The organism is Candidatus Tisiphia endosymbiont of Hybos culiciformis (genome assembly GCF_964030975.1).
Classification (GTDB): Bacteria; Pseudomonadota; Alphaproteobacteria; order Rickettsiales; family Rickettsiaceae; genus Tisiphia.
Map to the genome: position 1 here is coordinate 1,431,563 of NZ_CAXIQH010000001.1, position 25,856 is coordinate 1,457,418.

29 protein-coding genes are annotated in these 25,856 nt (G+C 33.6%); 13 read left to right on the forward strand and 16 right to left on the reverse strand.

All coding sequences use genetic code 11. The annotated features are described in order from the left end of the window. Nucleotides 1–22 precede the first annotated feature (22 nt). Entirely contained in the window at nt 23–1,108 is a 1,086-nt protein-coding gene (tgt, locus tag ACQH2P_RS07730) for a tRNA guanosine(34) transglycosylase Tgt (RefSeq protein ID WP_425363693.1), read from the reverse strand. 479 nt (nt 1,109–1,587) lie between these two features. On the opposite strand from tgt, the gene ACQH2P_RS07735 reads away from it, so the two are divergent. Then, nucleotides 1,588–3,921, forward strand: coding sequence for a hypothetical protein (locus tag ACQH2P_RS07735; RefSeq protein WP_425363694.1), 2,334 nt, complete (start codon nt 1,588–1,590; stop codon nt 3,919–3,921). Nucleotides 3,922–4,231: 310 nt separating this feature from the next. Further along, nucleotides 4,232–4,987 carry a tol-pal system protein YbgF gene (gene ybgF, locus ACQH2P_RS07740; RefSeq protein ID WP_425363695.1) on the forward strand — a complete coding sequence of 252 codons (756 nt, stop codon included), beginning with the start codon at nt 4,232–4,234 and terminating at the stop codon, nt 4,985–4,987. Here the strand turns inward: ybgF and ACQH2P_RS07745 are convergent. Then, on the reverse strand, nt 4,965–5,156 hold the full coding sequence (locus ACQH2P_RS07745) for a hypothetical protein (protein WP_425363696.1): 192 nt from the start codon (nt 5,154–5,156) through the stop codon (nt 4,965–4,967). The genes ybgF and ACQH2P_RS07745 overlap by 23 nt on opposite strands. A gap of 136 nt (nt 5,157–5,292) precedes the next feature. On the opposite strand from ACQH2P_RS07745, the gene ACQH2P_RS07750 reads away from it, so the two are divergent. Further along, nucleotides 5,293–7,077, forward strand: a complete 1,785-nt coding sequence (locus tag ACQH2P_RS07750; RefSeq protein ID WP_425363697.1) for a DnaA N-terminal domain-containing protein — start codon at nt 5,293–5,295, stop codon at nt 7,075–7,077. A gap of 130 nt (nt 7,078–7,207) precedes the next feature. Here the strand turns inward: ACQH2P_RS07750 and ACQH2P_RS07755 are convergent, their stop codons facing one another. Then, on the reverse strand, nt 7,208–7,360 hold the full coding sequence (locus ACQH2P_RS07755; protein ID WP_425363514.1) for a hypothetical protein: 153 nt from the start codon (nt 7,358–7,360) through the stop codon (nt 7,208–7,210). Between the two features lie 220 nt (nt 7,361–7,580). Between ACQH2P_RS07755 and ACQH2P_RS07760 the strand changes: the two genes are divergently transcribed. After that, nucleotides 7,581–7,814 (forward strand): hypothetical protein, encoded by a 234-nt coding sequence (locus ACQH2P_RS07760; protein ID WP_425363698.1) that lies wholly within the window; start codon nt 7,581–7,583, stop codon nt 7,812–7,814. A 17-nt stretch (nt 7,815–7,831) separates the two neighbouring features. On the opposite strand, the gene ACQH2P_RS07765 is transcribed toward ACQH2P_RS07760, so the two are convergent. Continuing rightward, a complete protein-coding gene (locus ACQH2P_RS07765; RefSeq protein WP_425362973.1) occupies nt 7,832–7,987 on the reverse strand; it encodes a hypothetical protein in 156 nt (51 codons plus the stop codon). A 198-nt stretch (nt 7,988–8,185) separates the two neighbouring features. On the opposite strand from ACQH2P_RS07765, the gene ACQH2P_RS07770 reads away from it, so the two are divergent. The 3 genes from ACQH2P_RS07770 to tnpB are packed head-to-tail and all read left to right on the forward strand — an operon-like array spanning nt 8,186 to nt 9,126. Then, complete coding sequence (locus ACQH2P_RS07770) at nt 8,186–8,380, forward strand: hypothetical protein (protein WP_425363699.1); 195 nt, start codon at nt 8,186–8,188, stop codon at nt 8,378–8,380. 15 nt (nt 8,381–8,395) lie between these two features. Next, entirely contained in the window at nt 8,396–8,785 is a 390-nt protein-coding gene (locus tag ACQH2P_RS07775; RefSeq protein WP_425362660.1) for a hypothetical protein, read from the forward strand. Beyond that, nucleotides 8,773–9,126 (forward strand): IS66 family insertion sequence element accessory protein TnpB, encoded by a 354-nt coding sequence (gene tnpB / locus ACQH2P_RS07780; RefSeq protein WP_425363646.1) that lies wholly within the window; start codon nt 8,773–8,775, stop codon nt 9,124–9,126. Before ACQH2P_RS07775 ends, tnpB begins: the two co-directional genes overlap by 13 nt. Here tnpB and ACQH2P_RS07785 read toward each other — a convergent pair. From ACQH2P_RS07785 to ACQH2P_RS07795, 3 genes are read right to left on the reverse strand one after another with little or no spacing between them, the layout of a single operon-like run. Continuing rightward, nucleotides 9,123–10,232, reverse strand: coding sequence for an IS66 family transposase (locus ACQH2P_RS07785; RefSeq protein WP_425363645.1), 1,110 nt, complete (start codon nt 10,230–10,232; stop codon nt 9,123–9,125). The two genes, tnpB and ACQH2P_RS07785, sit on opposite strands and share 4 nt — an antisense overlap. A gap of 38 nt (nt 10,233–10,270) precedes the next feature. Continuing rightward, nucleotides 10,271–10,504 carry a hypothetical protein gene (locus tag ACQH2P_RS07790; RefSeq protein WP_425362621.1) on the reverse strand — a complete coding sequence of 78 codons (234 nt, stop codon included), beginning with the start codon at nt 10,502–10,504 and terminating at the stop codon, nt 10,271–10,273. Nucleotides 10,505–10,534: 30 nt separating this feature from the next. Continuing rightward, complete coding sequence (locus ACQH2P_RS07795) at nt 10,535–10,768, reverse strand: hypothetical protein (protein ID WP_425362589.1); 234 nt, start codon at nt 10,766–10,768, stop codon at nt 10,535–10,537. A 157-nt stretch (nt 10,769–10,925) separates the two neighbouring features. Here ACQH2P_RS07795 and ACQH2P_RS07800 point away from each other — a divergent pair, with 157 nt between their 5' ends. The 4 genes from ACQH2P_RS07800 to ACQH2P_RS07815 all read left to right on the forward strand — a co-directional run bounded on the left by ACQH2P_RS07800 (nt 10,926) and on the right by ACQH2P_RS07815 (nt 14,138). Then, on the forward strand, nt 10,926–11,336 hold the full coding sequence (locus ACQH2P_RS07800; protein ID WP_425363700.1) for a hypothetical protein: 411 nt from the start codon (nt 10,926–10,928) through the stop codon (nt 11,334–11,336). A gap of 98 nt (nt 11,337–11,434) precedes the next feature. After that, entirely contained in the window at nt 11,435–11,563 is a 129-nt protein-coding gene (locus ACQH2P_RS07805) for a hypothetical protein (protein ID WP_425363701.1), read from the forward strand. A 24-nt stretch (nt 11,564–11,587) separates the two neighbouring features. Next, the gene (locus tag ACQH2P_RS07810) at nt 11,588–12,811 is read left to right on the forward strand and encodes an IS256 family transposase (protein ID WP_425362497.1); all 1,224 of its coding nucleotides are present in this window, start codon (nt 11,588–11,590) and stop codon (nt 12,809–12,811) included. 322 nt (nt 12,812–13,133) lie between these two features. Continuing rightward, the gene (locus ACQH2P_RS07815) at nt 13,134–14,138 is read left to right on the forward strand and encodes an IS110 family transposase (RefSeq protein WP_425363702.1); all 1,005 of its coding nucleotides are present in this window, start codon (nt 13,134–13,136) and stop codon (nt 14,136–14,138) included. Here ACQH2P_RS07815 and ACQH2P_RS07820 read toward each other — a convergent pair. The 9 genes from ACQH2P_RS07820 to ACQH2P_RS07860 all read right to left on the reverse strand — a co-directional run bounded on the left by ACQH2P_RS07820 (nt 14,025) and on the right by ACQH2P_RS07860 (nt 23,790). Continuing rightward, nucleotides 14,025–15,248, reverse strand: a complete 1,224-nt coding sequence (locus ACQH2P_RS07820; RefSeq protein ID WP_425362497.1) for an IS256 family transposase — start codon at nt 15,246–15,248, stop codon at nt 14,025–14,027. The two genes, ACQH2P_RS07815 and ACQH2P_RS07820, sit on opposite strands and share 114 nt — an antisense overlap. 313 nt (nt 15,249–15,561) lie before the next feature. Continuing rightward, nucleotides 15,562–16,344 carry a leucine-rich repeat domain-containing protein gene (locus ACQH2P_RS07825; RefSeq protein ID WP_425363703.1) on the reverse strand — a complete coding sequence of 261 codons (783 nt, stop codon included), beginning with the start codon at nt 16,342–16,344 and terminating at the stop codon, nt 15,562–15,564. A gap of 296 nt (nt 16,345–16,640) precedes the next feature. Then, nucleotides 16,641–17,879, reverse strand: coding sequence for a cell division protein FtsA (gene ftsA, locus ACQH2P_RS07830; RefSeq protein WP_425363704.1), 1,239 nt, complete (start codon nt 17,877–17,879; stop codon nt 16,641–16,643). Between the two features lie 5 nt (nt 17,880–17,884). Continuing rightward, nucleotides 17,885–18,679 carry a cell division protein FtsQ/DivIB gene (locus tag ACQH2P_RS07835; RefSeq protein ID WP_425363705.1) on the reverse strand — a complete coding sequence of 265 codons (795 nt, stop codon included), beginning with the start codon at nt 18,677–18,679 and terminating at the stop codon, nt 17,885–17,887. Further along, nucleotides 18,676–19,641, reverse strand: coding sequence for a D-alanine--D-alanine ligase (locus ACQH2P_RS07840; RefSeq protein WP_425363706.1), 966 nt, complete (start codon nt 19,639–19,641; stop codon nt 18,676–18,678). Before ACQH2P_RS07840 ends, ACQH2P_RS07835 begins: the two co-directional genes overlap by 4 nt. Continuing rightward, a complete protein-coding gene (gene murB, locus ACQH2P_RS07845; protein WP_425363707.1) occupies nt 19,634–20,512 on the reverse strand; it encodes a UDP-N-acetylmuramate dehydrogenase in 879 nt (292 codons plus the stop codon). The genes ACQH2P_RS07840 and murB overlap by 8 nt, the downstream gene beginning before the upstream one ends. A gap of 105 nt (nt 20,513–20,617) precedes the next feature. Further along, entirely contained in the window at nt 20,618–20,815 is a 198-nt protein-coding gene (locus ACQH2P_RS07850) for a hypothetical protein (protein WP_425363708.1), read from the reverse strand. A 22-nt stretch (nt 20,816–20,837) separates the two neighbouring features. After that, nucleotides 20,838–22,289 carry a UDP-N-acetylmuramate--L-alanine ligase gene (gene murC, locus ACQH2P_RS07855; protein ID WP_425363709.1) on the reverse strand — a complete coding sequence of 484 codons (1,452 nt, stop codon included), beginning with the start codon at nt 22,287–22,289 and terminating at the stop codon, nt 20,838–20,840. Between the two features lie 286 nt (nt 22,290–22,575). Further along, nucleotides 22,576–23,790, reverse strand: a complete 1,215-nt coding sequence (locus ACQH2P_RS07860; protein ID WP_425363710.1) for an EAL domain-containing protein — start codon at nt 23,788–23,790, stop codon at nt 22,576–22,578. Nucleotides 23,791–23,868: 78 nt separating this feature from the next. Between ACQH2P_RS07860 and ACQH2P_RS07865 the strand changes: the two genes are divergently transcribed. After that, nucleotides 23,869–24,129 carry a BolA family protein gene (locus ACQH2P_RS07865; RefSeq protein WP_425363711.1) on the forward strand — a complete coding sequence of 87 codons (261 nt, stop codon included), beginning with the start codon at nt 23,869–23,871 and terminating at the stop codon, nt 24,127–24,129. A gap of 224 nt (nt 24,130–24,353) precedes the next feature. Beyond that, nucleotides 24,354–25,763, forward strand: coding sequence for a DASS family sodium-coupled anion symporter (locus ACQH2P_RS07870; protein ID WP_425363712.1), 1,410 nt, complete (start codon nt 24,354–24,356; stop codon nt 25,761–25,763). Nucleotides 25,764–25,856 lie beyond the last annotated feature (93 nt).

Here is a 25,856-nt window from a genome sequence, read left to right on the forward strand (position 1 = left end):
AGGTATAGTTATGCCCATAGGATTAATTGATAAAATCAAAGTCTTTTCCTTGTTGAATATATTGTCTTATTCTTGACATTAATTCTTGAAAATACACCAAATTATGCCAGGTCATAAGTACTGCTCCTAAAATTTCTTTACTCTTTACCAAATGATGCAAGTAAGCTTTATTATAATTACTACATGTTGGGCATGGACAATCATATTCAAGAGGTTCCTGCTCATCTTTATATTTACTATTACGAATATTTACTATACCATATTTGGTGAAAGCTTGACCATTCCGACCAGAACGCGTTGGAATAACACAGTCAAACATATCTATTCCTCTGGCAACTGCTCCAATAATATCATCTGGTTTACCAACTCCCATAAGATATCTTGGCTTATATTTAGGCAATAAATCCGGGGCATAGTCTAGTACTTCAAACATTAGATCTTGTCCCTCACCTACTGCCAATCCCCCAATAGCATAACCTTCAAAATCTAATTCTACCAAATTCTGTGCTGACTCGTCGCGTAGCTCCTGATATACACCTCCCTGTACAATACCAAATTGACCATAACCCTCTCTTTGAACAAAAGCTTTTCTTGATCGCTCTCCCCATCTAGATGTTAATTCCATCGATGATTTTGCTTGCTCAAATGTTGCTGGATATGGAGTACATTCATCAAACGCCATGGTAATAGTACTATCAAGAAGATATTGTATCTCTATTGCTCGCTCAGGAGTTAACATATGCTTACTACCATCAATATGCGAGTTAAAAATTACTCCTTCTTCTGTAATTTTACGTAATTTTGATAGGGACATCACCTGAAAACCACCTGAGTCGGTAAGTACAGGCTTTGACCAATTCATAAATTTACGTAAACCTCCAAATTTGGCAATTCTTTCAGCACCTGGCTGCAACATTAAATGATAAGTATTACCAAGTATTATATCAGCTCCAGTAGATTCCACTGCTTCAGGTAACATGGCTTTTACCGTACCTTTTGTACCAACTGGCATAAAAGCCGGGGTGCGTATTTGACCATGCCTAGTAGTTATAATACCAGTTCTGGCTTTTTTATGTTGAGACTGTAAGTCAAATGAAAATTTTTGCATGTTAATTTACCTAAACTGATTTGCACATATTAAATTAACCCAAATAAGTGCTGGAAGCAGCAGCCTTGCACAATAAGATGAAGGAAATTATATCATGAGTAAAATAATAGGTCTAGATGTAAGTAAAAAATGTAGGGTACACTATAGAAATATTAAGAAATTTAGCTTGAAGAATTTTAGAGCTTGTAAAAATATCATAAATTACAGAAAAGTTACTAATTATTGCGAATATTTTAAGAAAAAACACCCAATATTACTTGATTATTAATTACGAATCTGTCTTAATTCAAGTAATAGGTTCCTTGTATAGCTTTATTAAATAGAGAAATTTGAAGAAAAGAATTAAGCAAAGAACTCAACTAATAAAATATTTAGTACGATTTCCTGTTTAATTTTGACAACAAAATTAACCTTACAATTAGTAAAGTTATGCAAGAATCTGTTATTATAATAATTATAATGAATATATGAGAGGATATATGGCTAAAAATATAACTACATTTTTTAGAAAACCACCTGAAGATAGCCCAATAAAAAAAGAGAATATTACAGGCAAGATAGCAATTCTCAGAAAATATGGTAATATAACAGAAATTGCTACCCCTATCGATACTAAAACGTATCTAGAACTCTCGACACAATATAAAGGTTTAGTTACAGAGATAAAAAATTCCAACCTTCCAAAGGAGACAAGAAAAGAACTATCTTTTGAGTTACACGAGTGTCAAGCTATTATTGCTTTCCGAGCAAAGAATTTTGATAATTGTACTCAATGTTTAGTAAATACAAATAAAAACTACACTCCTGGTAGGGATAAACTTGTAAAAGTAACAAATACAACAACAAGTGCAATAATTGAAAAGGTAATTAAAGCAGATTTTACTATAACAGAACTGGAAATATTGACAAGTGAATACCTAAAACTTAAGAGCGATACACAAGACAAATCACCTCAAAAAGATGCAAAATTACTGAGTGAACTTAAGACACTAACCGCATCATTGATAAATGATCTCACAACAGTAGTGGAGTCAAAACTTAAAGAGGGAAAGTATAGTGATGCTATTAAAGAGCTAGATTATTTGCAGAAGCATAGTACCAATCTTCAAGTATTTTTGCTATATACTAAGAGTTGTATAATGGCAGAGAAGTTCCAGGATATTCTTGATTATTATCAGGAAAAATTTGGTAACTGCCCAGATGAAGATGTAGCAAGGAAACAAGAGATTTCTAAATGCTATAAAAATTTAGCAGAAGCTCTTAGCAAAGCCGAAAATACTGAAAAATATGTTCTCGAGGCTAATAGTAAGGCTTCAGAGTTTTACCAAGAAACAGCCCCTGTAGACCCCAAAATTTTGGTAGCTCAACAAAAGTTTAATCAAGCTCACACAGAGTTGGTTGTTACTAAATCTGAGGTTGATAAACTTAAGGTGCAAGAGCAAGTGAACAAGGAGCTCAAAGCTGAAATCGCCAGACTTACAGCCCAATCCAATGCTGCAGAAGCAGCATTAAAACAGCAAATAGAAGAGAAAGCAGCAGCTGAATTGGCAATGCAAGGTCAACCTTCATCTACAATAGTTAAAGCAAATCTAGTTCAACCCAGTACCCCTCCGCTAGACCGCCTTACATCTTTATCCACACAACCCAGTGCCCCACCTGCATATACTGACATTTTGTCTACTAAACCACGCCTATACCCTGTACTTGATGATATTGCTGCAACAAATACCCAAACTATGCTTACAACAAGTACTATTCCAGCTCCAGTTACAGCTGCAGTTTCAGCTCCAGTTACAGCTGCAGTTACAGCTGCAGTTTCAGTTTCAGAAGAAATAAAGGAGACTATTAAAGGCATGTATGAGGCACTCATAGGACACCATACCGATAAAGTTAAAAAACTTTGTGATGATATTACTGAAGATTCAGAACTTTGTAATAATGTTATTAAAGCAATACCTACTATACATAATGACACTAACGGGTCTAGATTGTTAATCGATTTAGTTTCTAGCTTCTTATTTTCTAAACAACTATTAGAAGTGGAAAAGGCTTGCCATGAGGCTATTAATCTGAATAATAATGTGTATAAACAAACTAGTAATATTGAAGTTTTGCGTTCATTAGCTAATGTTTATAAGGGAAAAAAACTACATGAACCGTTTATTAAATCTTCTACAAAATTATTTTATTTAGACCCAACAATTTGTGAAAAAACTTGTGCAATCTTCAGCAAATTGGCAGATAGTCTAATAACAGAGAAGCCAGCTCTTGCTATAAAAGCCTTTCAACTTGCTGAAAATCACTCAAAAGATGTGAAACAAAAAGCTCTATTCTGTCTGTCTAAAGCTAAAATTCATTTAGCTTCATACCACATAGAGAAAGTTAAGGAAGAGACTAAGAAAGCTATGGATTTTAACAGTAAGCTATTGCAGGAGACTAATGATCTTGAAGGTTTGCAATGCTTAGCTATGGCAACAAATAATTATCCAGCAAGATATAAATTTTTATCTAAAAAACTCCTTGTTCATCCTGAAGAAGCTGCTGCTGAATTAAAAGAACTTGCTATGCAAAACAATGAACTTCGAGTAGATACCGCGAGCCTTATGAAAGCTTTCCCTTTTTTCCGAGACCTACTGCCACAAATTATGCTCAAACTAAGGGATATGCAAATCCTATCGTATCCATATGGGAAAAAGCTTCACCAAGCTGAAGAAGCTATATTACCTACTGACCACGAAAACTTAGATAAACAACACAACATTGCTATTCCTGAAATTGAACACGATATTATTCCGCTTATTGGGGAGATGTAGAGTATTCTAATAGAAAAGACAGCTATGTCATTCTCTAAGAAGGGTATTTAAAATACCAACTAATGATTTAAATTTAAAAGTCATTAGTTGGTATTATATGCTTTACATACTAACTTCTTACTTTCCCATACAGATGAAAAAATAAGCAATACTGCAAAAATAATGAAAACAGCTATTAGTGGATCATAAAAATCTGCTATATTTATAGATATAACCAAGTGTTGCACTGAAAAGTTATAGATTACTATAAATTTTCTAGTATACTTAGGCTCTACGAAGGTTTTATAACTCTTAAATCAAATATTAATGTATGAAAATAACTTCTATATATTTATTGATTATTTTGATTTCTATGCCAGTATTTGCTGAAAATCAAATTACTAGAAAAAGTTTGAAATTTGACTCTTCTAATGATTATACGGAAAGATTAGATGTTTTAGAAAAAGAAAATCAGCACTTACTCAGCAGAATTGAAATAATTGAACATATTATTGCTAAATTAGAGAAAATTTTAAACTCAACAAAACAAGAGGTAATAAGCTCCCAAGATAGTAGTGATACATCAAAAGATTTAGCAGATGATTCTATAGTTAATGACGTATTTGAAATAACCTCTACTAAAAAAGTAGAAAAAGAAGTTGTTTCTGCTGATATTGCAAAACCTATTTCGGGGATACCACAAGATAAACAACTTTATGACTTAGCACTTGCCTCTTTAAAAGATAATAAATTAACAGATGCCGAAGAAAAATTTGCAAGTTTTTTAAAGAATTACTCTAATAGCCCTTTGTTAAGTAATGCTTATTTTTGGTATGGAGAATCTTTTTTTAGACGTAAGATGTTTGATAAAGCGGCAATAAATTATTTAAAAGGTTATAAACAATCACCAAAAGGGATCAAAGCTTCTGACTCATTACTAAAATTAGCATTATCTCTTGGAGAGCTAAAAAAAATACAAGAAGCATGCTCTATTCTTGATAAGCTTGAAGCAGAGTTTCCGAATAGAACAGCAACATCAATAAAAAGAGCTAGGGATGCAAGAACTAAATTTGCTTGTAAGCGTTAGGAACTATAGGTAACCCGAAAGGGTTCTTGAGACCTCTGGCGTCATTGCGAGGAGGCGTAAGCCGACGAAGCAATCCATTTTTGGTTACTTTTATGGATTGCTTCGTCGACCTACGGTCTTCCTCGCAAGAACAAAGGGTGTGGTTTAAAATTTTCCGCCCAACCAGCATGTATATTACCGTTCCAACTATTGTCTAATTCCATCCAAAAACTTCTATATTGTTTTTTTAGTGTTTTTTTGACAAAATCCCTCAAATTTGACCTACAAAACAGTCTATTTTTAACCCTGTTACAAGGGGGAAAAATATGACAGAATCATTAACTTTTTCCAACCCTATAGTTGAAAATCATGATATTATCTTTTATAATTTAGTCGGTAATTTCGTCCCGCCTGAATGGCGAAACCTTACTAATAATTGTGGTAAGCAATTAACTAAAACTTCTCGTCAACTTCTATCTTTGATAGTTTCTTGTATAAAAACTGATAACCACAACAATACACTAGAACTACAAGAAAGCTATCATTTCTTCGAGAAAGAACTAGAAGTTTGTCAAAAACGGGTTAAACAATGTCTAACAGAATTACAAACAAGTGGGTTCATTGATTTTACTTTAATTACTACTACGATTAAATATAACATAAAATGTCGCAATACTTTATGTATCAAACTCCTTAAGAAATTTATAAATTTTCGTAAAGCTAATAATAGCTCTTATCACTTTAATTATACAAATAGTCAATTTAGCCATAAAAAAATTTCCACTCAACCGGAAAAAATTTTCCACTCAACTGGAAAAAAATTTCAAAAAAACGCATCTATATATATATCTATAATATCTAGATGCGGCAAAAAAAATTGTTCTTGTGGACAAAATTGTGGACAAAATGTGTCAGAGCCTGAATCAACTGAGGGGCAAAACCTTAATTTACCGCTTGAGGTAGCGACAAAAAGAGGTGAACAAAGTGTGACAGAAATTGAGTCAACTACGGAGCAAAGCTGTAATTTGTCTCCTGAGGTAACGATAAGTTCAGATGAACAAAATGTGTCAGAGCCTGAGTCAACTGAGGAGAAAAATTTTAATTTACCTATGGAGGTAACGGTAAGCTCAGTAAGTGAAGAGTTACCCTGCAATTCCACAGACGGCAATTCCGGCGATGTAGCTCCAACCGATGACAAGTCAGACCACGATTCAGATTCCGATTCAACAGGTATTTCCTCAGGGAGTAGCGGGGTTGAGCAAGAGGCAAGTAAGGACTCATCAAGTTGGATTAGCAATATTGCCAAAAAGGCTAAAGGCTGGTATTCACCTAAGAAGCTAGAGGAGTTTTACCCATTGACCGAAGAAGATGCCGCTTGGCTAAGAAGGAGAACAGGTCGTGATTTCAATTTGAGTTTCATGAACAAGCTGTTAATTAAACATAGCGTGGATTCTCCTAATAATCTCTTTCCTTGTAAGGCAGCAGTATTGAATTACATGAGAAAAAGTTTGATTCATGAAATGCGTCCACCTTCTGTGGTAAATAACCCAAGCTTTAACTTCAAGCTGGACAATACTACCAAGGCAAGAGAGGCTTATTTACGGAAGGTAGAAGCTAGTAAGGGCGTTAACCCACTGAATCAGTTGCAACGCAAGATCGTTGGAGCTTTTAACCCTGATACTGCTTATAAATTGCTGACTAGCTGCAGTTTCTTTGGAGTATATGACGATGAATACAAGATTGATTTAGCAGATATCTCTTTGTCAGAACCTGATAAATGCACATTGCTCAATAAAGTGCAAGAGGTATATGGCAAAGAGGTTCTGCAATTGCGTATTACTAACAAAAGAATTCCATCGGATTATTATTTAGAGCTAAGTGGACTAAACCCAGAGTCAGTGTGGTATAAAATAAGGCAATATTTGTTAAAGTTATACGGTGAGAACTTGGACAAATCCTGGTTTAGCAAGTTAGAAGCAGTTGAAGAAGATACGACTTGCAATAAGATTACTCTCAAACCAACCACTGCCTTTATTGGACACTGGATTAAGACTAATTACAAGAAAGCTTTGGAAGATGCTTGCAGTAGCCAGAATTTTACTTTTGAGTGATGGAAGTCGATAGAATGGCAGGACTGTAAGCTATGGCAAATAGAAGAAAAGACTAATTGTATTCAGCAAGAAAAAATGATTACAAAGAAGTTAATAATAATCAAGAGTTATTTAATGAGGATTGAAAACACTATAAAACCACTACAGAAGGTTTTTTGAACTTAGGGAAGATGAGAGTAATACACCTTGTAGCCACAGCACCACATTCCTCTGAAGAAGATGGGGTTATACTAAATTCGGCATTTGTAGCTATTTTGGTGAGATTTTTAGCAGTTTTTGTCACTTTTTTACATTTTTTGGCAAAAATTGCCTACAAAATCACCCGGGGGGTGTCCGTGGCACAAAATGGGGTATAGGGGGGCGTTTCACGAAATTTTTTTTGAGGTAATTAATCACTTGTTATTAAAAATTTTCACTTTTTTAGTTTTTATTTTTCAAGTAGTAAAAAACCTGAAAATCAGGTATAATAGAGGTTATTACAAGGGATTTTTAAAGAGTTCTATATGATTAAAAATTATGGTTTGTTCGAAAAATATTTAGCAAAGATATCATCCAGTACCATCAGTAAGTTTGGTTCAATAGAGGATATCTCTAATTTCCTATTATATCTTTGTGAACATGGTATAGCACTTAACATATATGTTAATACACTAGACCTCTTTCGAAACTCTACTTCTGCTGGTGATTTGTACGTGATACCGGTACTCGAATCACAACTGTCGAAAGTTAGAAGGTAGAGCGGCTTTAGAGGTCATCATGGTAGTTTGAAAGTTGCGAAAAAATAACCAACGTCATTGCGAGGAGGCATGAGCCGACGAAGCAATCCATTTTTGGTTACTTTTATGGATTGCTTCGTCGACCTACGGTCTTCTCGCAATGACGTTGACCACATACGACTTTTAAAGCTCATTATCTAAAACCGCTTCCTCTTCTAACTTTCGACAGCTGTGGCACTCGAATCCTCACGTACATTAGAATACGCTGCGGTTCGAGACGAAGTGTCTCCTTCATACCCTTGCGTACAAGCGAGTTTCGAAGGAGGTCTATTATTTTTAATGTTCTACAACTTGCCTCAAATACAAAATATCTTTTTCTAATATGAACATATATGTTAAGTGCTATAACTAGTAAAGTTATTCAGGATGAGGGGCAAAATTTTCATTTTCGTCCTAAGGATTTCTCTTATGTAGTGTTTCAAGGGATTGCTTATATTTCCTTTGGTAACAAGAGACCAATCGTATACTTGCAGCAAAACTGCATAACTCTATCTAATTTTTTTGTTAGTATAAAATTTATTTTATAAATTTGGGTTCCTACTATGCAAATACCATCAATTACTATTGAGCAAGTAGCTCAGCAATTTAAAGCCTGGCGTCAAACTAAAACTAACAAGTTTGATCCCATACCAAACCATCTAAAGGAATTAGTTCGCCAGCTACTCCATCACTATTCTTGCAAAGATATAGCCAAACATCTCAATATTAATAAAACAATAATTAGTTCAATTCAACGTATACTTGCAGCAAAACTGCAACAAGATATTAATTTCCTTCCATTTCAACTAGTAAATTCTATAGATACTGATCCTGTGGCTACTCCCAAACAAAATTACTACACTTGCCACATTATTAAACCAAATGGTACCAAGCTTATTATCCAAACATTGGATCCAAAAATCATAATTCAGACATTTCTATGCTGCAACTAACCCCTCAGTCAGTTATTTTTGTTGCCACTATTGCCATCGACTTTCGTAAGGGTATCGATGGTTTAATAGCTGTTTGCAGACAAAAACTTTCTTCCAACCCTCTTAATGGTTCCTTGTTTTTATTCTATAATAAAAACAGAACTGCCATTAAAATTTTGTCCTTTGATGGTCAAGGCTTTTGGTTATGCTCTAAACGCCTATCCAAAGGTAAATTTACGGCAAAACTTTCCCCATCTGATAATTCATCTTATCAGATTTGTTATAGAACCTTACACATTCTTATTCATAATGGCGATCCTAGTTATGCCAAACTCTCTAATGATTGGCGTCCTGTCATTTAAGCTGCTGTCTCTATTAATTCCGTATTATTTATATATCTTGCATAGGCAAAAGGCGTATAATTCGTAGGATGCTTCTTTGCTTTGCTGCTCTGCTCTTGCAGCCAATTTAAATATTTAAAGGCATTGATCTCGTTCTCACTACAAGTCTTTACTATACTATACAGACCACTATGTATCTCAGCACTATTGATTGTTTTAAAGAATAATGAATTCTTCCTTTGTAAAATAATGGTACGTAGTGACCTCTCAGCCCAATTATTATCAAGACTGCTAACTGGAATTTTCAAAAATTGCGTCAAACCTTCTTTATTATTTAACCAATATTTCATAGCTTGCCCAAACCTACTATTAGGCTCAACTTTCTTGTCGTTAAATAATTCGTCTATTTTGTTATATATGTTTTCTATATATTTACTGCTATGTTCCTGATGGTACTTCAGCTTTTCCTCAAGGCTCATCTCTTTACATTGATGTTCATTATGGTAAATCCCACCAGTCTGTTTGAGAAAATATCCGCATTCTTCAGGGTAATATGGTTCATTCTCTGTAAATTTTCTCTGCCCATGTGACAAACAATTGATCATCACTATTATTGCCAGTAATTCTTTATCTGCTTCTGATAATACCGGGTTATTATTGTTACTTGCATCAGTCATTAAATGAATAGAATCAGTCCTATTCTTACGATTCTTTAGTACGTTACCAATATTTTCCCCGCCATGCTTATTACCGGTAAAATATAAAACTATCACCTCATTATTGGCAGTCTTAGCACATATAGTAGTGGTATAACAACTGCGTCCTTTCTTATTTTGAGCTCGTAATTTTTTATTGGCTACAGTAATTTCTAAAATCCTGGCTCTAGTATCATCAAGGTTCAGTGAACTACATTCGGCAGCCATTTCTAATAATACCCTGTAAATTTCAGCTCCACCATCTTCTTGCCAAACATCTAAATATTGTTGCCACAGAGTGCTATATGATACAGGAACCCCGCTTAAACTTTGCAACCTAGATAAACGATAGAAGGGAGTACCGTAGGTCTTTTGTAACACTATTGCACTTTTGCTACTATTTGTCCATTTGTTGATATTCTTATTGTTCATAACTGTATAATCGCAAGCATTACAGCGTAACGTTTTCTTTACATATCTGTTGACTGTAATTGGAGCATTACCTGTAAATTGTAGCAATTTTCTAGCTTCACTATTATAGAGTTTACCATTATCACAGTGAGGACAGCTATCACCACTACAAAAATTCTCAGGAGATAAATAGCTGGTATTCGCATCCTGATAATCATCAAATCCATATTTACCTTGCCAATTACTGCGATCTCTCTTCTTGGACTCATCGTACTCTTCTTCATTACCACCATTCTTATTATCAGATTCACTCGGTGGTTCTTTTAATGAATCTGAACTATCTTTTTTTTGTTATCTGCCTTAAAACCAATCATCATCTCCTTAAGCTTATTTATACTGATGTTTGATGATGCTAGCTTGTCTATTAGTTCGTTACAAAATTTCACAAGTTCTATCACCGCTTGCTGATCATCTCCTGTTAATGAACTTGCCTTAATATGTTGTATTAGTTCTTCTCGTTCCTCAGCACTTAAGGTCGCTACTTTTGGCTTTTTCATTTTGATTCATTCATTACGTTTAATAATTGAAATGTTATAGTATAACTGATAGTTTTTCAACCAGTTTTTTTACTAATCGGTGATATTTGCATAGTAGGAACCCAAATTTATAAAATAAATTCATACTACCAAAAAAATTTAATAGAGTTATGCAGTTTTGCTGCAAGTATACATATCTTCTGACACAAAAGACTTTGCTTATGAAAGCTTATGGGCATTAGCTAAGTCATATGAATACTATAAATATAAAGATTATAAGGATAGTAATAAATTACAACAATATATAATAGATAAAGCAGAATCTTGGAAATTAATGTTTCAACTTGAACCTGAGTCCCATTATTTTATTTTAGAATTATTAAAAAATCAGGATTTTGCGCACTTGCAGAATAATGATCTTAAAAACGAAAAAATTACTGAAATAGATGAAACATCTTATTTATCTACTCTTCCTAAAGAACCTGAGTGCAATACTAGTACACAAGAATTAGATTCGATAGCAATGAGCCTATCAGAAGAGGAAATAAAAGCATTAGGTGTTTCTGATAATGATGATACAGGAGTTTAAGTTTTGGCAATCTAATGAATGTGGATTGTCACTACACTCACGTGGTCTCAGGGCAGTTTAAAAGTCGCAACTAATGATATAAGAATCTGTTTTGGGAAATGCATAAACGTCATTGCGAGGAGTGTGTAAGCACGACGAAGCAATCCATTTTTGGTTACTTTTATGGATTGCTTCGTCGCCGGCTCTGTCCAGAAAAGTGTGTAAATTTCGAGATAGGTTATATATAAAAATATAACAAAAAAGGAAATTACATGAATAAAAAAACAAATGAATCAATAAAGCAAGCAGTAGATTTATTAATAGATAATGATACAGATGTAAGCACAATACTGAAAGAAGGAGGATTATTAAAAGAATTGACCAAACGCTTGATAGAGAAGGCATTGCAGTCAGAATTGAATAATCATCTAGGCTATGATAAATACAGTCGTGTAGATAATGATAATGCTCGTAATGGTATAACTAGCAAAAAACTGATCTCCGAACATGGAGCGGTTGAGATAGAAGTACCAAGAGATAGGCGTAGTACCTTTGAACCAGCAATACTACCGAAAAGACAAAAACGTTTTGATGGTTTTGATGATAAAGTCTTATCATTATATGCTAAAGGTATGAGTGTATCTGATATTAAGGTTCAATTACAAGAGTTGTATAGTGTTGAAATAAGTGAGAGTTTAATCAGTCAGATCACCGATGATGTAATGGATGATGTAAAAGCTTGGCAGAGTAGACCGTTAGAAGAGATATATCCGATAGTATTTTTTGATTGTTTAGTAGTAAAAGTTAGGCAAGACAAAAGGATAATTAACAAGGCAATATATGTTGCATTAGGGATTGATTTATCTGGTAGAAAAGATATATTGGGATTATGGATCAGTGAAAATGAAGGGGCAAAATTTTGGCTTGGTAATTTTACTGAAATGAAAAATAGAGGATTAAAGGATATACTGATTGCCTGTAGTGATAATCTTACTGGTATGTCTGAGGCGATAGAAGCAGTTTATCCAAAAACAGAACATCAATTATGTATTGTACATCAGATTAGAAATAGTTTAAAATACGTATCATATAAAGATAGGAAGCAGGTGGCTAGCGATTTAAAGCCGATATATACTGCAGCAACGGAAGAACAAGCACATTTAGCTTTAGTATATTTTGAAGAAAAATGGAATAAACAATATCCACAAATTGCCAAATCATGGTATAATCATTGGGATAATTTAATGATTTTTCTAGGATATCCAGAGGCAATTAGAAAGGTAATTTATACCACTAATTCAGTTGAATCTGTTAATAGTCAATTGCGTAAAGTAACAAATAATAAGCGTGTTTTCCCTAGTGATAGTGCTGTTTTTAAAAGCTTATATTTGACAATTGACTATATGACCAAAAAATGGACTATGCCTATTCCCAACTGGAATGAAGCTATGGCTCATTTGATGATCAAATTTGAAGATAGGCTTAACAAAATTTAATGACCTATTTTGGAAATTTACACACTTTTCTGGACAGAGCCTCGTCGCCTAAAGTGGCTCCTCGCAATGACGGTTAGAGATCGGTTTTTTTTCCTTAAATTGGTACATTATGTCGAATTACACTTTCACTACAAAATAAAAAATGTAGGGTACTTATATCTTGAGAATGTGATATAAATAATTGTAAGAGGGTGACTTGTGGGGTACTTGATTGAGATAATCGAGCATAGAATAAGTACCCTCTTACAAAGTTTGCTTTGAACAAATTGCAGAAGGTGCTGGAAGCAGCAGCCTTGCACAATAAGATGAAGGAGATTATATCATGAGTAAAATAATAGGTCTAGATGTAAGTAAAAAATGGTTAGATATATGTTTATATGAGTCTAACAATAAACCGATATATAATCGTTTTTCCAATGATAAGTTAGGGCATGAAGAACTGATAACACTAATAAAGAATGACGAGATTAAGCTAATAGTATGTGAGCCTACTGGAGGTTATGAAGCTGAGATTTGCCAAAAATTGTATAATAATAAACAACAGATACATAGGGTCAATACATATAGTTTTAATTCATTTAGTAAATCGGTGAATTTATGTAAAACTGATAAGAAGGATGCATTTAAATTAGCATATTATGGCGATAAAATGCAACTTTCAGCAAATTATGTATATCAAGTTGAATCCGAGACTTTGAAGAGGTATCAGCAAAGGCGGGAAGATTTAGTTCTAATACTGAGTAATGAAAAGAAGAGGCTACATCATAGTATTGATGGTATTGATAAAGAGAGTATAGAAAAGCTCATTAAATTTTTACAGAATGAAATAGCTGAGCTTGATAAAAAATTAAGTGAGGTAATAGATGAGTCAGAAGAGTTAAAAGAGAAGGTGAAAATATTAGAGACTGTACCTGGTATTGGTAAATGTTTGGCTACAAAACTAATTAGTTTTGTACCTGAATTGGGGGATAAAAATTATAGTAGTAACGAATTGTCAGCAATTGTGGGGATAGCTCCTTATGCCCGTGATAGTGGTAATAAGCAAGGACGAAGATTTATTAGAGGCGGTAGGAAAATACCACGGGATGCTTTATATATGGCTGTATTAACTGGCAAAAATGGTTTTCAATATTTAAAAACTTTATATGATAGACTTGTTAACAATTTTAAACGGCTCTGTCCAGAAAAGTGTGTAAATTTCCAAAATAGGTCATTAAATTTTGTTAAGCCTATCTTCAAATTTGATCATCAAATGAGCCATAGCTTCATTCCAGTTGGGAATAGGCATAGTCCATTTTTTGGTCATATAGTCAATTGTCAAATATAAGCTTTTAAAAACAGCACTATCACTAGGGAAAACACGCTTATTATTTGTTACTTTACGCAATTGACTATTAACAGATTCAACTGAATTAGTGGTATAAATTACCTTTCTAATTGCCTCTGGATATCCTAGAAAAATCATTAAATTATCCCAATGATTATACCATGATTTGGCAATTTGTGGATATTGTTTATTCCATTTTTCTTCAAAATATACTAAAGCTAAATGTGCTTGTTCTTCCGTTGCTGCAGTATATATCGGCTTTAAATCGCTAGCCACCTGCTTCCTATCTTTATATGATACGTATTTTAAACTATTTCTAATCTGATGTACAATACATAATTGATGTTCTGTTTTTGGATAAACTGCTTCTATCGCCTCAGACATACCAGTAAGATTATCACTACAGGCAATCAGTATATCCTTTAATCCTCTATTTTTCATTTCAGTAAAATTACCAAGCCAAAATTTTGCCCCTTCATTTTCACTGATCCATAATCCCAATATATCTTTTCTACCAGATAAATCAATCCCTAATGCAACATATATTGCCTTGTTAATTATCCTTTTGTCTTGCCTAACTTTTACTACTAAACAATCAAAAAATACTATCGGATATATCTCTTCTAACGGTCTACTCTGCCAAGCTTTTACATCATCCATTACATCATCGGTGATCTGACTGATTAAACTCTCACTTATTTCAACACTATACAACTCTTGTAATTGAACCTTAATATCAGATACACTCATACCTTTAGCATATAATGATAAGACTTTATCATCAAAACCATCAAAACGTTTTTGTCTTTTCGGTAGTATTGCTGGTTCAAAGGTACTACGCCTATCTCTTGGTACTTCTATCTCAACCGCTCCATGTTCGGAGATCAGTTTTTTGCTAGTTATACCATTACGAGCATTATCATTATCTACACGACTGTATTTATCATAGCCTAGATGATTATTCAATTCTGACTGCAATGCCTTCTCTATCAAGCGTTTGGTCAATTCTTTTAATAATCCTCCTTCTTTCAGTATTGTGCTTACATCTGTATCATTATCTATTAATAAATCTACTGCTTGCTTTATTGATTCATTTGTTTTTTTATTCATGTAATTTCCTTTTTTGTTATATTTTTATATATAACCTATCTCGAAATTTACACACTTTTCTGGACAGAGCCTTTTAAACCTAAGAAAGTTGCTATAGTTGCATGCATGCGTAAACTACTTGAAGTGTGCCATAAACTTATTCAACAAAAACGTTGTTTTGTTATTTAGATAAATATTTTTATTTTTTTTGAAAATTTAGATAAAAGATAATTGCTATGCTCGAATCCTCACGTACATTAGAGTACGCTGCGGTTCAAGGTGAAGTGTCTCCTTCACACCCTTGCACACAAGCAAGTTTCGAAGGAGGTCTATATTAATCTGCTTGATCTACAACACCTAACAACAATTCCAAATGTTCACCTATACTCTCTGTCCCTGAGCTATTTTCTATCTTCTGTTGTCCTGAGGACTGCTCCTTAAGCTGCTTGATTTCTCCTGTTACTACATCTAATTTTTGTACAATAAGTTTCAGAATATCATCCTGCATAGTCTGTTTATTTATTATTTGGGCAAGTGTTGTATTCATCTCTTCTTGTTGTTCTGATTTCTGCTCTTGCCCAACTTTTTTCAATTGTTGTACTTCTTTAGAGATGTTTTTACTCTTTTCTTGGTTTGTATCAGTAACAGGTAGTTTTTCTTGTACCGAATCTATTCCTTGATCACTCTTCTTAGATAATGCTTTTTTAGCTCGTAGTATATTTTTCTCTAATATTTTATCTATACTTGCTATTAAGCTATAGTCTATTCCGTTAGCATACAAACTCTTATTACCAAACAAATCCATTTCTGTCACGGTATTGTTCTTCCGTAAGGCTTGTAATATCAACCTAGCCCCATCATTGTCTATCTTGTTCCATCTCAAATCTATATGCATTACAGAACTGTTTTTCTCTAAGAAGCATGCTATCAACCCAGCTCCCTCTTTGCTTATATGGTTGTGGCTTAAATCTATCTCTATCACAGTATTGGTATACTTCTCTAAGGCTTGTATTAGTAACTTAACTTCCTCATTACCTATTCTTTCTCTGTACAAGAATATTTCCTTAATATCTTCTCCTGCACGCAAGTCGTTAATAATTTCAGTAAGTTTAGTCATAACATTTGCCTTATAAATTTAATGAACGCTATAATTGCTCTAAATATATATCCATATATAGTAAAACATATTGAATTAGGTGCTATTATTATATAGCTAATCCGAATAAGTGCTTGAGAACCCAGGCGTCATTGCGAGACCACGTAGTGGTCGTGGCAATCCATGCTCTTGGATTGCTTCGTCGACCTTAGGTCTTCCTCGCAATGACGGAAGGCTATCCAAAACCTTTCCAGGTTAGCTCTATTTTTATCATATAATATCACCTAATTCAATAGGTTTCACTATATTTATTATCTTCAGATATTTTCTTTTAGCCAAATTAGAAATTTTTTAAACCAACTAGCATCATTAGTATCTGTAACATCAAAATTATTCTTTTGTATTTTTAAAGATTGGTTTTTTACCATACCTACAGCAGCGGAGTATATATGGGGATTATAATCCTCAGCAAAACCTGGTAAGATTTCTGGTTTACCAATTCGTACTTGTTTCTCAAAAATTTTGCTTGCTAGTTCTTTTACTCCTCGGAGCATTGACCCTCCTCCGGTGATAACAATGCGATAAGCGACCATATTGCCTGCCACAACTCTATCATGCTCTGCTTGAACCATCAATAATATTTCTTCTACTCTTGGGCTAATGACATGTGCAAGATATTTTGAGGTAATTGGCGGTCTACCACTATCAGGAATTTCCATTTCGAAATCTTCTAAATTAATAATATTATCTTTGTCAAGAGAAGATGGCATGGCATTACCATGTAGAATTTTGAGTTTTTCTGCAACGTTTAGGCTTACTGAAAATACTTTTGCTATATCAGATGTAATATGAAAACTACCTATATCTATGTAGCTTGTATATATCAATTTACCTGAAACAAACACACCAAAAGAGGTAGTTCTTGCTCCCATATCGATTATAATAGAGCCAAGATTTTTTTCATCTTCTGAAAGACAAGCAATTCCTGACGCGTAAATTGCTAGTATAATATTATTTATTTCAACATGACATTTTGTAAAACAATTGGTAATATTCATCAGCATATTAGAACTGGCTGTAATGATATGTAATTCACATCCTAATTCTCTACCAAACATCCCGATTGGATCTTCAATAGCATTATTATCATCAAGAGTAAATTCTATAGGAAAATAATGAATAATTTCTTGATCTTTAATCCTAAATTCCAATAAGGCTTTTTTGATAAGTTTTTTGATATCCTGTTGTGAAATTGGCTGATTAGAAAGTTTTATTTTACTATTTGCATAATAAGACTTAGTGCCATAGCCTGTTAGTGATATAGTTATTTTTTTTATGTTTTTACCGCAATCTTTTTCTAATGCATAGATCGCTCCAACTATGCTATTTTCTGCATCTTTTAAATCTAATATGACTCCTGATTTAATACCTTTCGAGTGATGCAAAATCTGGCTTACTATTTTTACATCCTCTCTTTTGTCGATATATGCTGCAATACCAGCTATTTTACTACTGCCAAGGTCAAGGGTCACGAAATTAGACAATAAGGCTTTCATAATTTCTAATATTTTTCTATATAAGACTTACTAGAATCTCGTAAATCTATAGTTTTATAATTTTGATTAAATAATATATTTTTCATATCCAATCCTGCAAGGTAATCTAAAGCATGGTCAAATCCTAAACTTGGCATTTTAACAATTATACCTTGCTCTAAATTTAAATCCCAGCGCCTTTCTCCGTAACGTACGGAAGAAACGACTTTTTTAGCTAATTCAGGGTGTCTGGCTAAATCTTGAATTAATTTGCTAGTATAAATATTAGCATCCGATCCCACAACATGTAGAAGATTAGAGAACATACCTATATCATTGGTAATTTTATACCCTTCTTCATCAATAAGGAAAACTTTCCCATTAAACTGCCAGATAGCAATAGGCACTCTCTCAATTAATCTTATGTAAATAGTATTAGGTAATCTTCTCTCGATAATTGCAACATTTCTAATCCAAGGATTATGTTCCAAATTACTCTTTATTGCCCCCATATCTAAAGAAAGAATAGGTGTACCCTTATCAGCATTTAAAGTAGCCAATATATCTTCTTCCTTAGTATTATATTGCCCTTCTATTAAAACATTTTCAAGTTTAAAGCCAATATCAGAAGTGAATTCGTAAATATTTTGGATCATTTCTTGTCTTACAGGAGCAAAATAGCTAGTAAAGAAAAATGCAGACAACAAAATTACCAGGGCAATTTTAACAAAAAATACCACTCTAATATACAGCACTGCCAACTTTCGTCGTAAAGGTATATTGGCTTTTTTCTTCTTATTAGACGCTTTATTCCTCTTCATGTGTCAATACATGCTGTTTCTAAAATTCTTTCAACTAGTGTACGGAAATCCATCCCCTGTAAGGCAGCTATTTCTGGTATAATCGATAAGGAAGTCATACCAGGATGAGTATTAACTTCTAGAGTAAAAAATTCATTCTTGCTTTCATCAAAAATAAACTCTGCTCTAACTACACCTCTGCAATTGATAGTTTGATATATTCTTTCCGACTCTTCTAGTAACTTATCATATATATTTTGTGGTAATGGAGCTGGACATAAATGCTCGGCAAATCCATCTGTGTATTTAGTCTCATAATCATAAAAACGTCGTTTCAGAAGTTTTATTTCCAATACCCCTAAAGCTTTACCGTTTAGAACGGCTACCTGCATTTCTCGCCCCTTAATATATTCTTCAATCATTACCTGATCACCATAAGGAAAATTATAATCAGCAAAGTTAAAATCATCCTCAACAAAGATTACTTCAACACCTATACTTGATCCTTGGGTAAGAGGTTTTATCACATATGGTCTTGGCATAGGATCACTCTTGATATTATCAGATTTATTAACGATAATACTCTTGGCTGTCTTAATATCATTGGCAACAAACCATGCTTTTGCATGTATTTTACTAAATGCTAAAGAAGAAGCAAGAACTCCACTATGAGTATAAGGAATCCTTAGGATATTGAGTAATCCAGGCAGACAACCATCTTCACCATAAGTACCATGTAAACAATTATAAACTATATCAGGTTTTATCTGCAACAATACTGAAGCAATATCTACTCCCATATCTATAAAAGTAACTTTATATCCACTATCTACCAAAGCTTGGTTAACTCCCGAAGATGATACTAAAGAAACTTCTCGCTCAGCCGACATACCGCCGCCTACTACTGCCACGTGTTTTTTTCCTTTATCACTCAATATTGTAACCTTAGAATTAGCAATAAAGCTTGTTTGATATTTATGCATATTTCCCTATTCTTTTAATTTCCCATTTTAGACTAATTCCACTATTTTCAAATACCTTTTTTTTAACAAGATCACCAAGCTCCTCTAAATCACGAGCAGAGGCATTGCCGTGGTTTATCATAAAATTACAATGTAATTGTGAGATAGAAGCTCCGCCAATTTTGTATCCCCTCATACCAGCTTGATCGATTAGTTGCCATGCTTTATGATTTTCTGGATTAGCAAATGTACTACCACCAGTACGTTCTTTAATCGGTTGGCTTGCTAATCTATTTTTATTTATTTCATTCATTTTGTCTAGGATCATATTACTATCTCCTATAGCTGTCTTAAAGATCGCCTTGGTTATAATTAAATCTTGTGGTAAATTGTTACCACGATATTTAAAACCTATCTCCTCGTTAGGGATGGTGATAAAATTCCCTCTTGAGTCTATTGCTTCAATTGCTAGGATAATATCTTTAAATTCCGAGTTATAGGCACCAGCGTTCATTACCACTCCACCACCTATAGTACCTGGTATACCGCTTAGAAACTCAAAGCCAGTAATTGAATGTATCTGACAAAATTTAGCAAGATTAAAATTAAGGCAACTGCTCCCTACCGATATTTGATTATCCGGCATTAATTCTATATTAGTAAAATTTTGACCAAGTTTTATTACAACTCCCTCTATACCACCATCTCTAATAATAATATTTGATCCAGCCCCTAAAACAGTTATTGGTCTCTGTTGTTGATTTTGTGCTACAAAATCTGCTAAGCTTGATGAATCTGATGGTTTAAAAAATATCTCCGCAGATCCACCAACTTTAAACCAAGTTAGATGACTTAAATTGTAATTATTTCTATATTCACCAAGTAATTCCATAATTATAAAATACCTACTTAAAGCTAACCCGATTAACATTACGCCAAATTTACGTACGTCATTGCGAGGAGCTACTTTAGTAGCGACGAAGCAATCTTTTTTGTGTCATCCCTGCGAAAGCAGGGTTCTAGATTCCCGCCTTCGCGGGAATGACAACTTACAATTGCTTCGTCGGCTTACGCCTCCTCGCAATGACGTGTGGGTAAAAGCACTTTCGCCATTGCGAGACCACGTAATGACGTTTTGGGTTATATACACGTCATTGCGAGACCACGTAGTGGTCGTGGCAATCCATTTTTTCACTTTCCTGGATTGCTTCGTCGGCTTACGCCTCCTCGCAATGACGTTCTCGCGTAAATTGCTGATGCAAATTATTTGCCCAAGCAGAAATACTCCCAGCACCCATCATAATTATTATATCATTTGGCATAGCCTCCTTGGCAATAATGCCAGCTATATCCTCGTGATTCTCGATAAATGATACCATTGCATGAGATTTAGTATTTTTGATTTTATTTACTAGGTCTCTTCCTGTTATACCATCTATTGGCTGTTCACCGGCAGCATATATATCTGTAATATACAACTGGTCAGCGTCAAAAAAACAAGTTACGAAATCATCAAATAAATATTTAACTCTTGAATATCTATGTGGTTGAAAGATTGCTATAACCTTACTATTTCGCTTATTAGCAATATTTCTTGCCGTAGCAAGTGTAGCTTTTACTTCCTCCGGATGGTGAGCATAATCATCAATTATCGTAGCGTTGTTATATTCTGCTACTTTACTGAATCGGCGTTTTATCCCTTTAAAGCTATTAAATCCATTTTTAATAATTTTGATACCAAAATCAAGTTCCACAGCTATCGCAATAGCAGCAAGAGCATTAAGGATGTTATGTCTTCCTGGGGTAGGTAAGGTGATTCTCTCGATAGTTGTTACGCCATTTACATTAGGTAAACTAATTCGCACATCAAAAGTTGACGATCCAACATCAAAATTTAAATTAAATGCTTGTATGTTAGCATCATCCGAGTCTATTCCATAAGTTATGATTCTACGCTCAACTATGTCATTTACTAGTTTTCTAACAACTTGATGATCAATACAAGCAACTGCAAAACCATAAAATGGTAGATTAGTTACAAAACTCCTAAAAGCCTTAATTAAACTATCAAAATCATGGTAAAAATCTAGATGTTCAGGATCGATATTAGTTATTACCGCAATGGTTGCTGGTATATGAATGAAAGTTGCGTCAGACTCATCAGCTTCGGCTATTAGATAATCGCCAGACCCAAGATAGGCATTGGTAGATCTATTATTAATAATACCACCATTAATTAACGTTGGGCAAAGCCCAGCCGCTTCAAATAAACAGGCAACGAGTGATGTGGTAGTAGTCTTGCCATGTGAACCGGAAATTGCTACGGAACATTTTAGCCTCATTAATTCAGCAAGCATTTCAGCTCGCCTAATTATTGGTATCTTTCTGCGTAAGGCTTCCTGAACTTCAGGGTTATCTTTATTGATCGCCGACGAGACCACTACATATGAAACATCAGTGATATTTTGAGCATGATGACCAAGGAAAACCTTAATACCATTATTTTCTAGTCTTTTGGTATTATAATTTTCTGCTACGTCAGAACCTTGCACTTTATATCCGAGATTATGTAGTATTTCGGCAATGCCGCTCATACCTATCCCCCCTATTCCTATAAAATGCATAGTGTCAAGAGTGCCATTTATTTTTTTTAGCTCTAATAGAAACATGGTGTATAATAATTTAGTTGTTAATCTCTTGCATAATCAGTTTTTAACCAAAGGTCAAGCTCTAATGATTTGAGTATACAACAATTATACTGTGCACTAAGCATTATTAGAGAAATATTGTAAAAAATATTAGACTTCCTGCATAAATCAATCTAGTTGGTGATTTTGTCGTCGAAACTTGCCTCCGCTTCTCACGTACGTCTATGTACGCTGCGGTACTCGGCTTCGCTTCTCCTAAAAATCCCGAGGGCTTTTTTGACTTATGCAGGAAGTCTATTATATCTGATTATTTTATTCTATTAACCGAAGCAGGTGAGAAGAAATTGCCTTGCATAGCATCGATTTTTAGATCGATTAAAAATTTGGCAATCTTACCATTCTCAACAAATTCTGCTACAGTTTGAATACCTAAATCCTCAGAGAGGTTAATTAATCTTTTAATAAAGTCTTGGCTTTGCAAATCACTAGTGATGTTACGTACGTAGCTACCATCAATTTTAATAATATCTATTGGCAGATTTTGTAATTGTTTAAATGAAGTAAACCCAGAGCCAAAATCATCTAAAGCAAATTTACAACCATATTTTCTTAATCTGTGCATAAAGTACGTTATTTGTTGATAATGCTGATTAAGGCTAGTTTCAGTGATTTCGATAATTAATCTTCCTGAGACATTATATGTTTGTAATAATTTCTCTGCTATTACCAATAGAGGGGCATCTAATGTACCAATATTTGAGATATTAACTGCCAGCATTAAGTCTGGGTTAGCATCTAATTCTTTGATTGCCATTTCTAGCACTACTTGATCTACTATAAAAATTAAACCTTTCTTTTCAGCCTCTGGGATTATTGCTCCTACAGAACACAGGTGGTTATTTGTATCAGGAACCCTTAATAAACATTCATAGTAATGAGCTTTCATTGTTTTACGGTCAACAACTGGCTGATAAGCAAAAACCATTGTTTTGTTTGAAAGAGCTTTTCTTAAGATATTAAGCTGTCTATTAGACTCTTTAATACATTCTACATTATAATATTTATAGTCATACTCGCGATAATAATTTTGGTCACCTTGATAAGAAACTAACCAATTTAATACATTATAAATTTCTTCGGCTTTATTGCTAAATTTGGGAAATTCTATGCTAGCAATACCACAATTCATATAAGCTGTAGGTAGCAGATCGTCAACATAAAGTTGGGATAATAAATGTATTTTTAGTGCAATTTGCTTGACTAGATTTGGGTCTGATATAGGTAAAATTAATAATATTCGATCACATTCGATGTATTGATAAACTGATATAACAGAATCAGTAATTAATTCATCGCAAACTTCAGAAACAATTTTATTAAGTTTGTCAATTATGTGAATGTTTCCTACCATCATAGCATTCAATTCGTCATAATTTAATAACTTAAAAGAGATGCAATATCCACGCTCTATTTTATCAAGCTCAAATTGTAAATTTCTAATTTTTGTATCTAATTTTACCATAACTCAACTAATATAAATTTACTAAATACTAAAATCCTAGTAGAATGATACAAGCAAAAGTTTTATATTATAAAATATATGAGCAAAATAAATAGAATAAAAAGCAAATTAGATGTGTTAAAACCACATTATTGTGAAATAATTGATGAAAGCTCTAAACATGCCAACCATACTGGTGGAACTACTGAGAGCCATTTTAGGATTAAAATTTTTTCAGCAGCTTTTATAGGAAAAAGCTTGCTAGAACAACATAAAATGATTAACAATCTTTTAGCAGATGAGTTAGCTAGTGGGTTACACGCATTATCAATTGATACAAGGAAACCTATCTCCTATTGATTAGACTTCCTGCATAAATCAAAAAAGCCTTCGGGATTCTTAGGAGAAATGAAACCGACCACATACATATAGCTAACACTGACTAAAGTCTTGTCAAATATTTTTTATTCTTGACAATTAATCATATTACGCAATTATTCTTGCAAGAATAGACAAGGTTCATTATTTAAATTGAAGAGTACAATAATTATTTGATCCTGCAACAAATTTATCATACCTAAATTATGCTTAATTGGAACAAAAGATTACCTATTCTAATTCTTGTTATTTTGGCTTGTGTAATATGGTATATACCACCTCCTGAAGGACTAAATGTTAAGTCATGGCATCTTTCTATTATATTTATTACCACTATTACGGCTATAGTTCTTAATCCCTTACCCATGGGTGCTATCGCTTTACTTAGCCTAGCCTGTTGTGTTCTGACGCAAACCCTTTCCTTAGAACAAGCTCTATCCGGGTTTAGTCATAGCATCATATGGCTAGTGTTGTTTGCTTTCTTTATGGCTCATGGTTTTATAAGCACAGGATTTGGGGAGAGACTAGCTTATTACATCATTCTATTTGTCGGACAAAGCACTCTTGGTCTTGCATATGCTCTTGTAATTGTTGATTTCATACTTGCCCCTTTCATTCCTAGCGTATGTGCTAGGGGAGGAGGAATAACTTTTCCTATTGCTCAATCACTCTGTAAGGTCTCTGATGAAACACATCATGGAGCATCTGGGCATAATGGTGGGTTTCTTATGAAAGTAATCTTCCAATCAAACGTAATAACTAGCACTATGTTTATTACCTCTATGGCTGCTAATCCTTTGGCTGTTAAATTCGCAGCTGATGTTGGCATTATAATTTCATGGAATGATTGGGCAACAGCAGCTATTATACCAGGCATAATTTCTCTTATAGTAATGCCTATTATTATTTATTATTTATATCCACCCTCAATTAAGTACGATCCATCTGCTATGCAAATAGCCAAGGAAAAATTGCAAAAAATGGGTAATATATCATTTCAAGAAATTATTATGCTATTAACTTTTATCCTTCTAATTTTTTTATGGATGGTTGGTAGCAAATGGGGATTATCAGCTACTACAGTCGCATTACTGGGCATATGCATTTTATTATTATGCAAAGTAATTAAGTTTGAAGATAATCTTGCAGATAAAAGTGCATGGCATACTTTTATTTGGTATGGCACTTTAGTTATGATTTCAGGTTTCTTGTCTGATTTTGGTTTAATATCGTGGATTAGTGATAAACTTAGAGATAATTTATTATGTTTCTTTTCTCCAATGATTGGTATAATTATACTTTCTGTAATATATTTTTATATACATTACTTTTTTGCTAGTACTACAACTCATATTGTTATACTTTTTCCTACTTTTCTAGCGTTATTTATGCATGCTAAAATGCCTGGTTTATTATCTGCATTGCTACTTAGTTTTTTGTCAATATTGTCTTCGGGTCTTACTCATTATGGGCTTAGTAGTGCCCCAATATATTTTGGAACAGGATATATGAAGGTTAGAACATGGTGGTACCTTGGTTTTGTTATGAGTCTAGTATATAGCACTATATGGATTTTTATAGGTGGTATGTGGTGGAAAGTACTAGGCTTGTGGTAGAATTGCTATTAGAATAATATGTAGCTAATTATTGCTGAATAAGTCTATTTATTATAGAATCATTCTTTAACTTTATGTTATATTTATGGGACG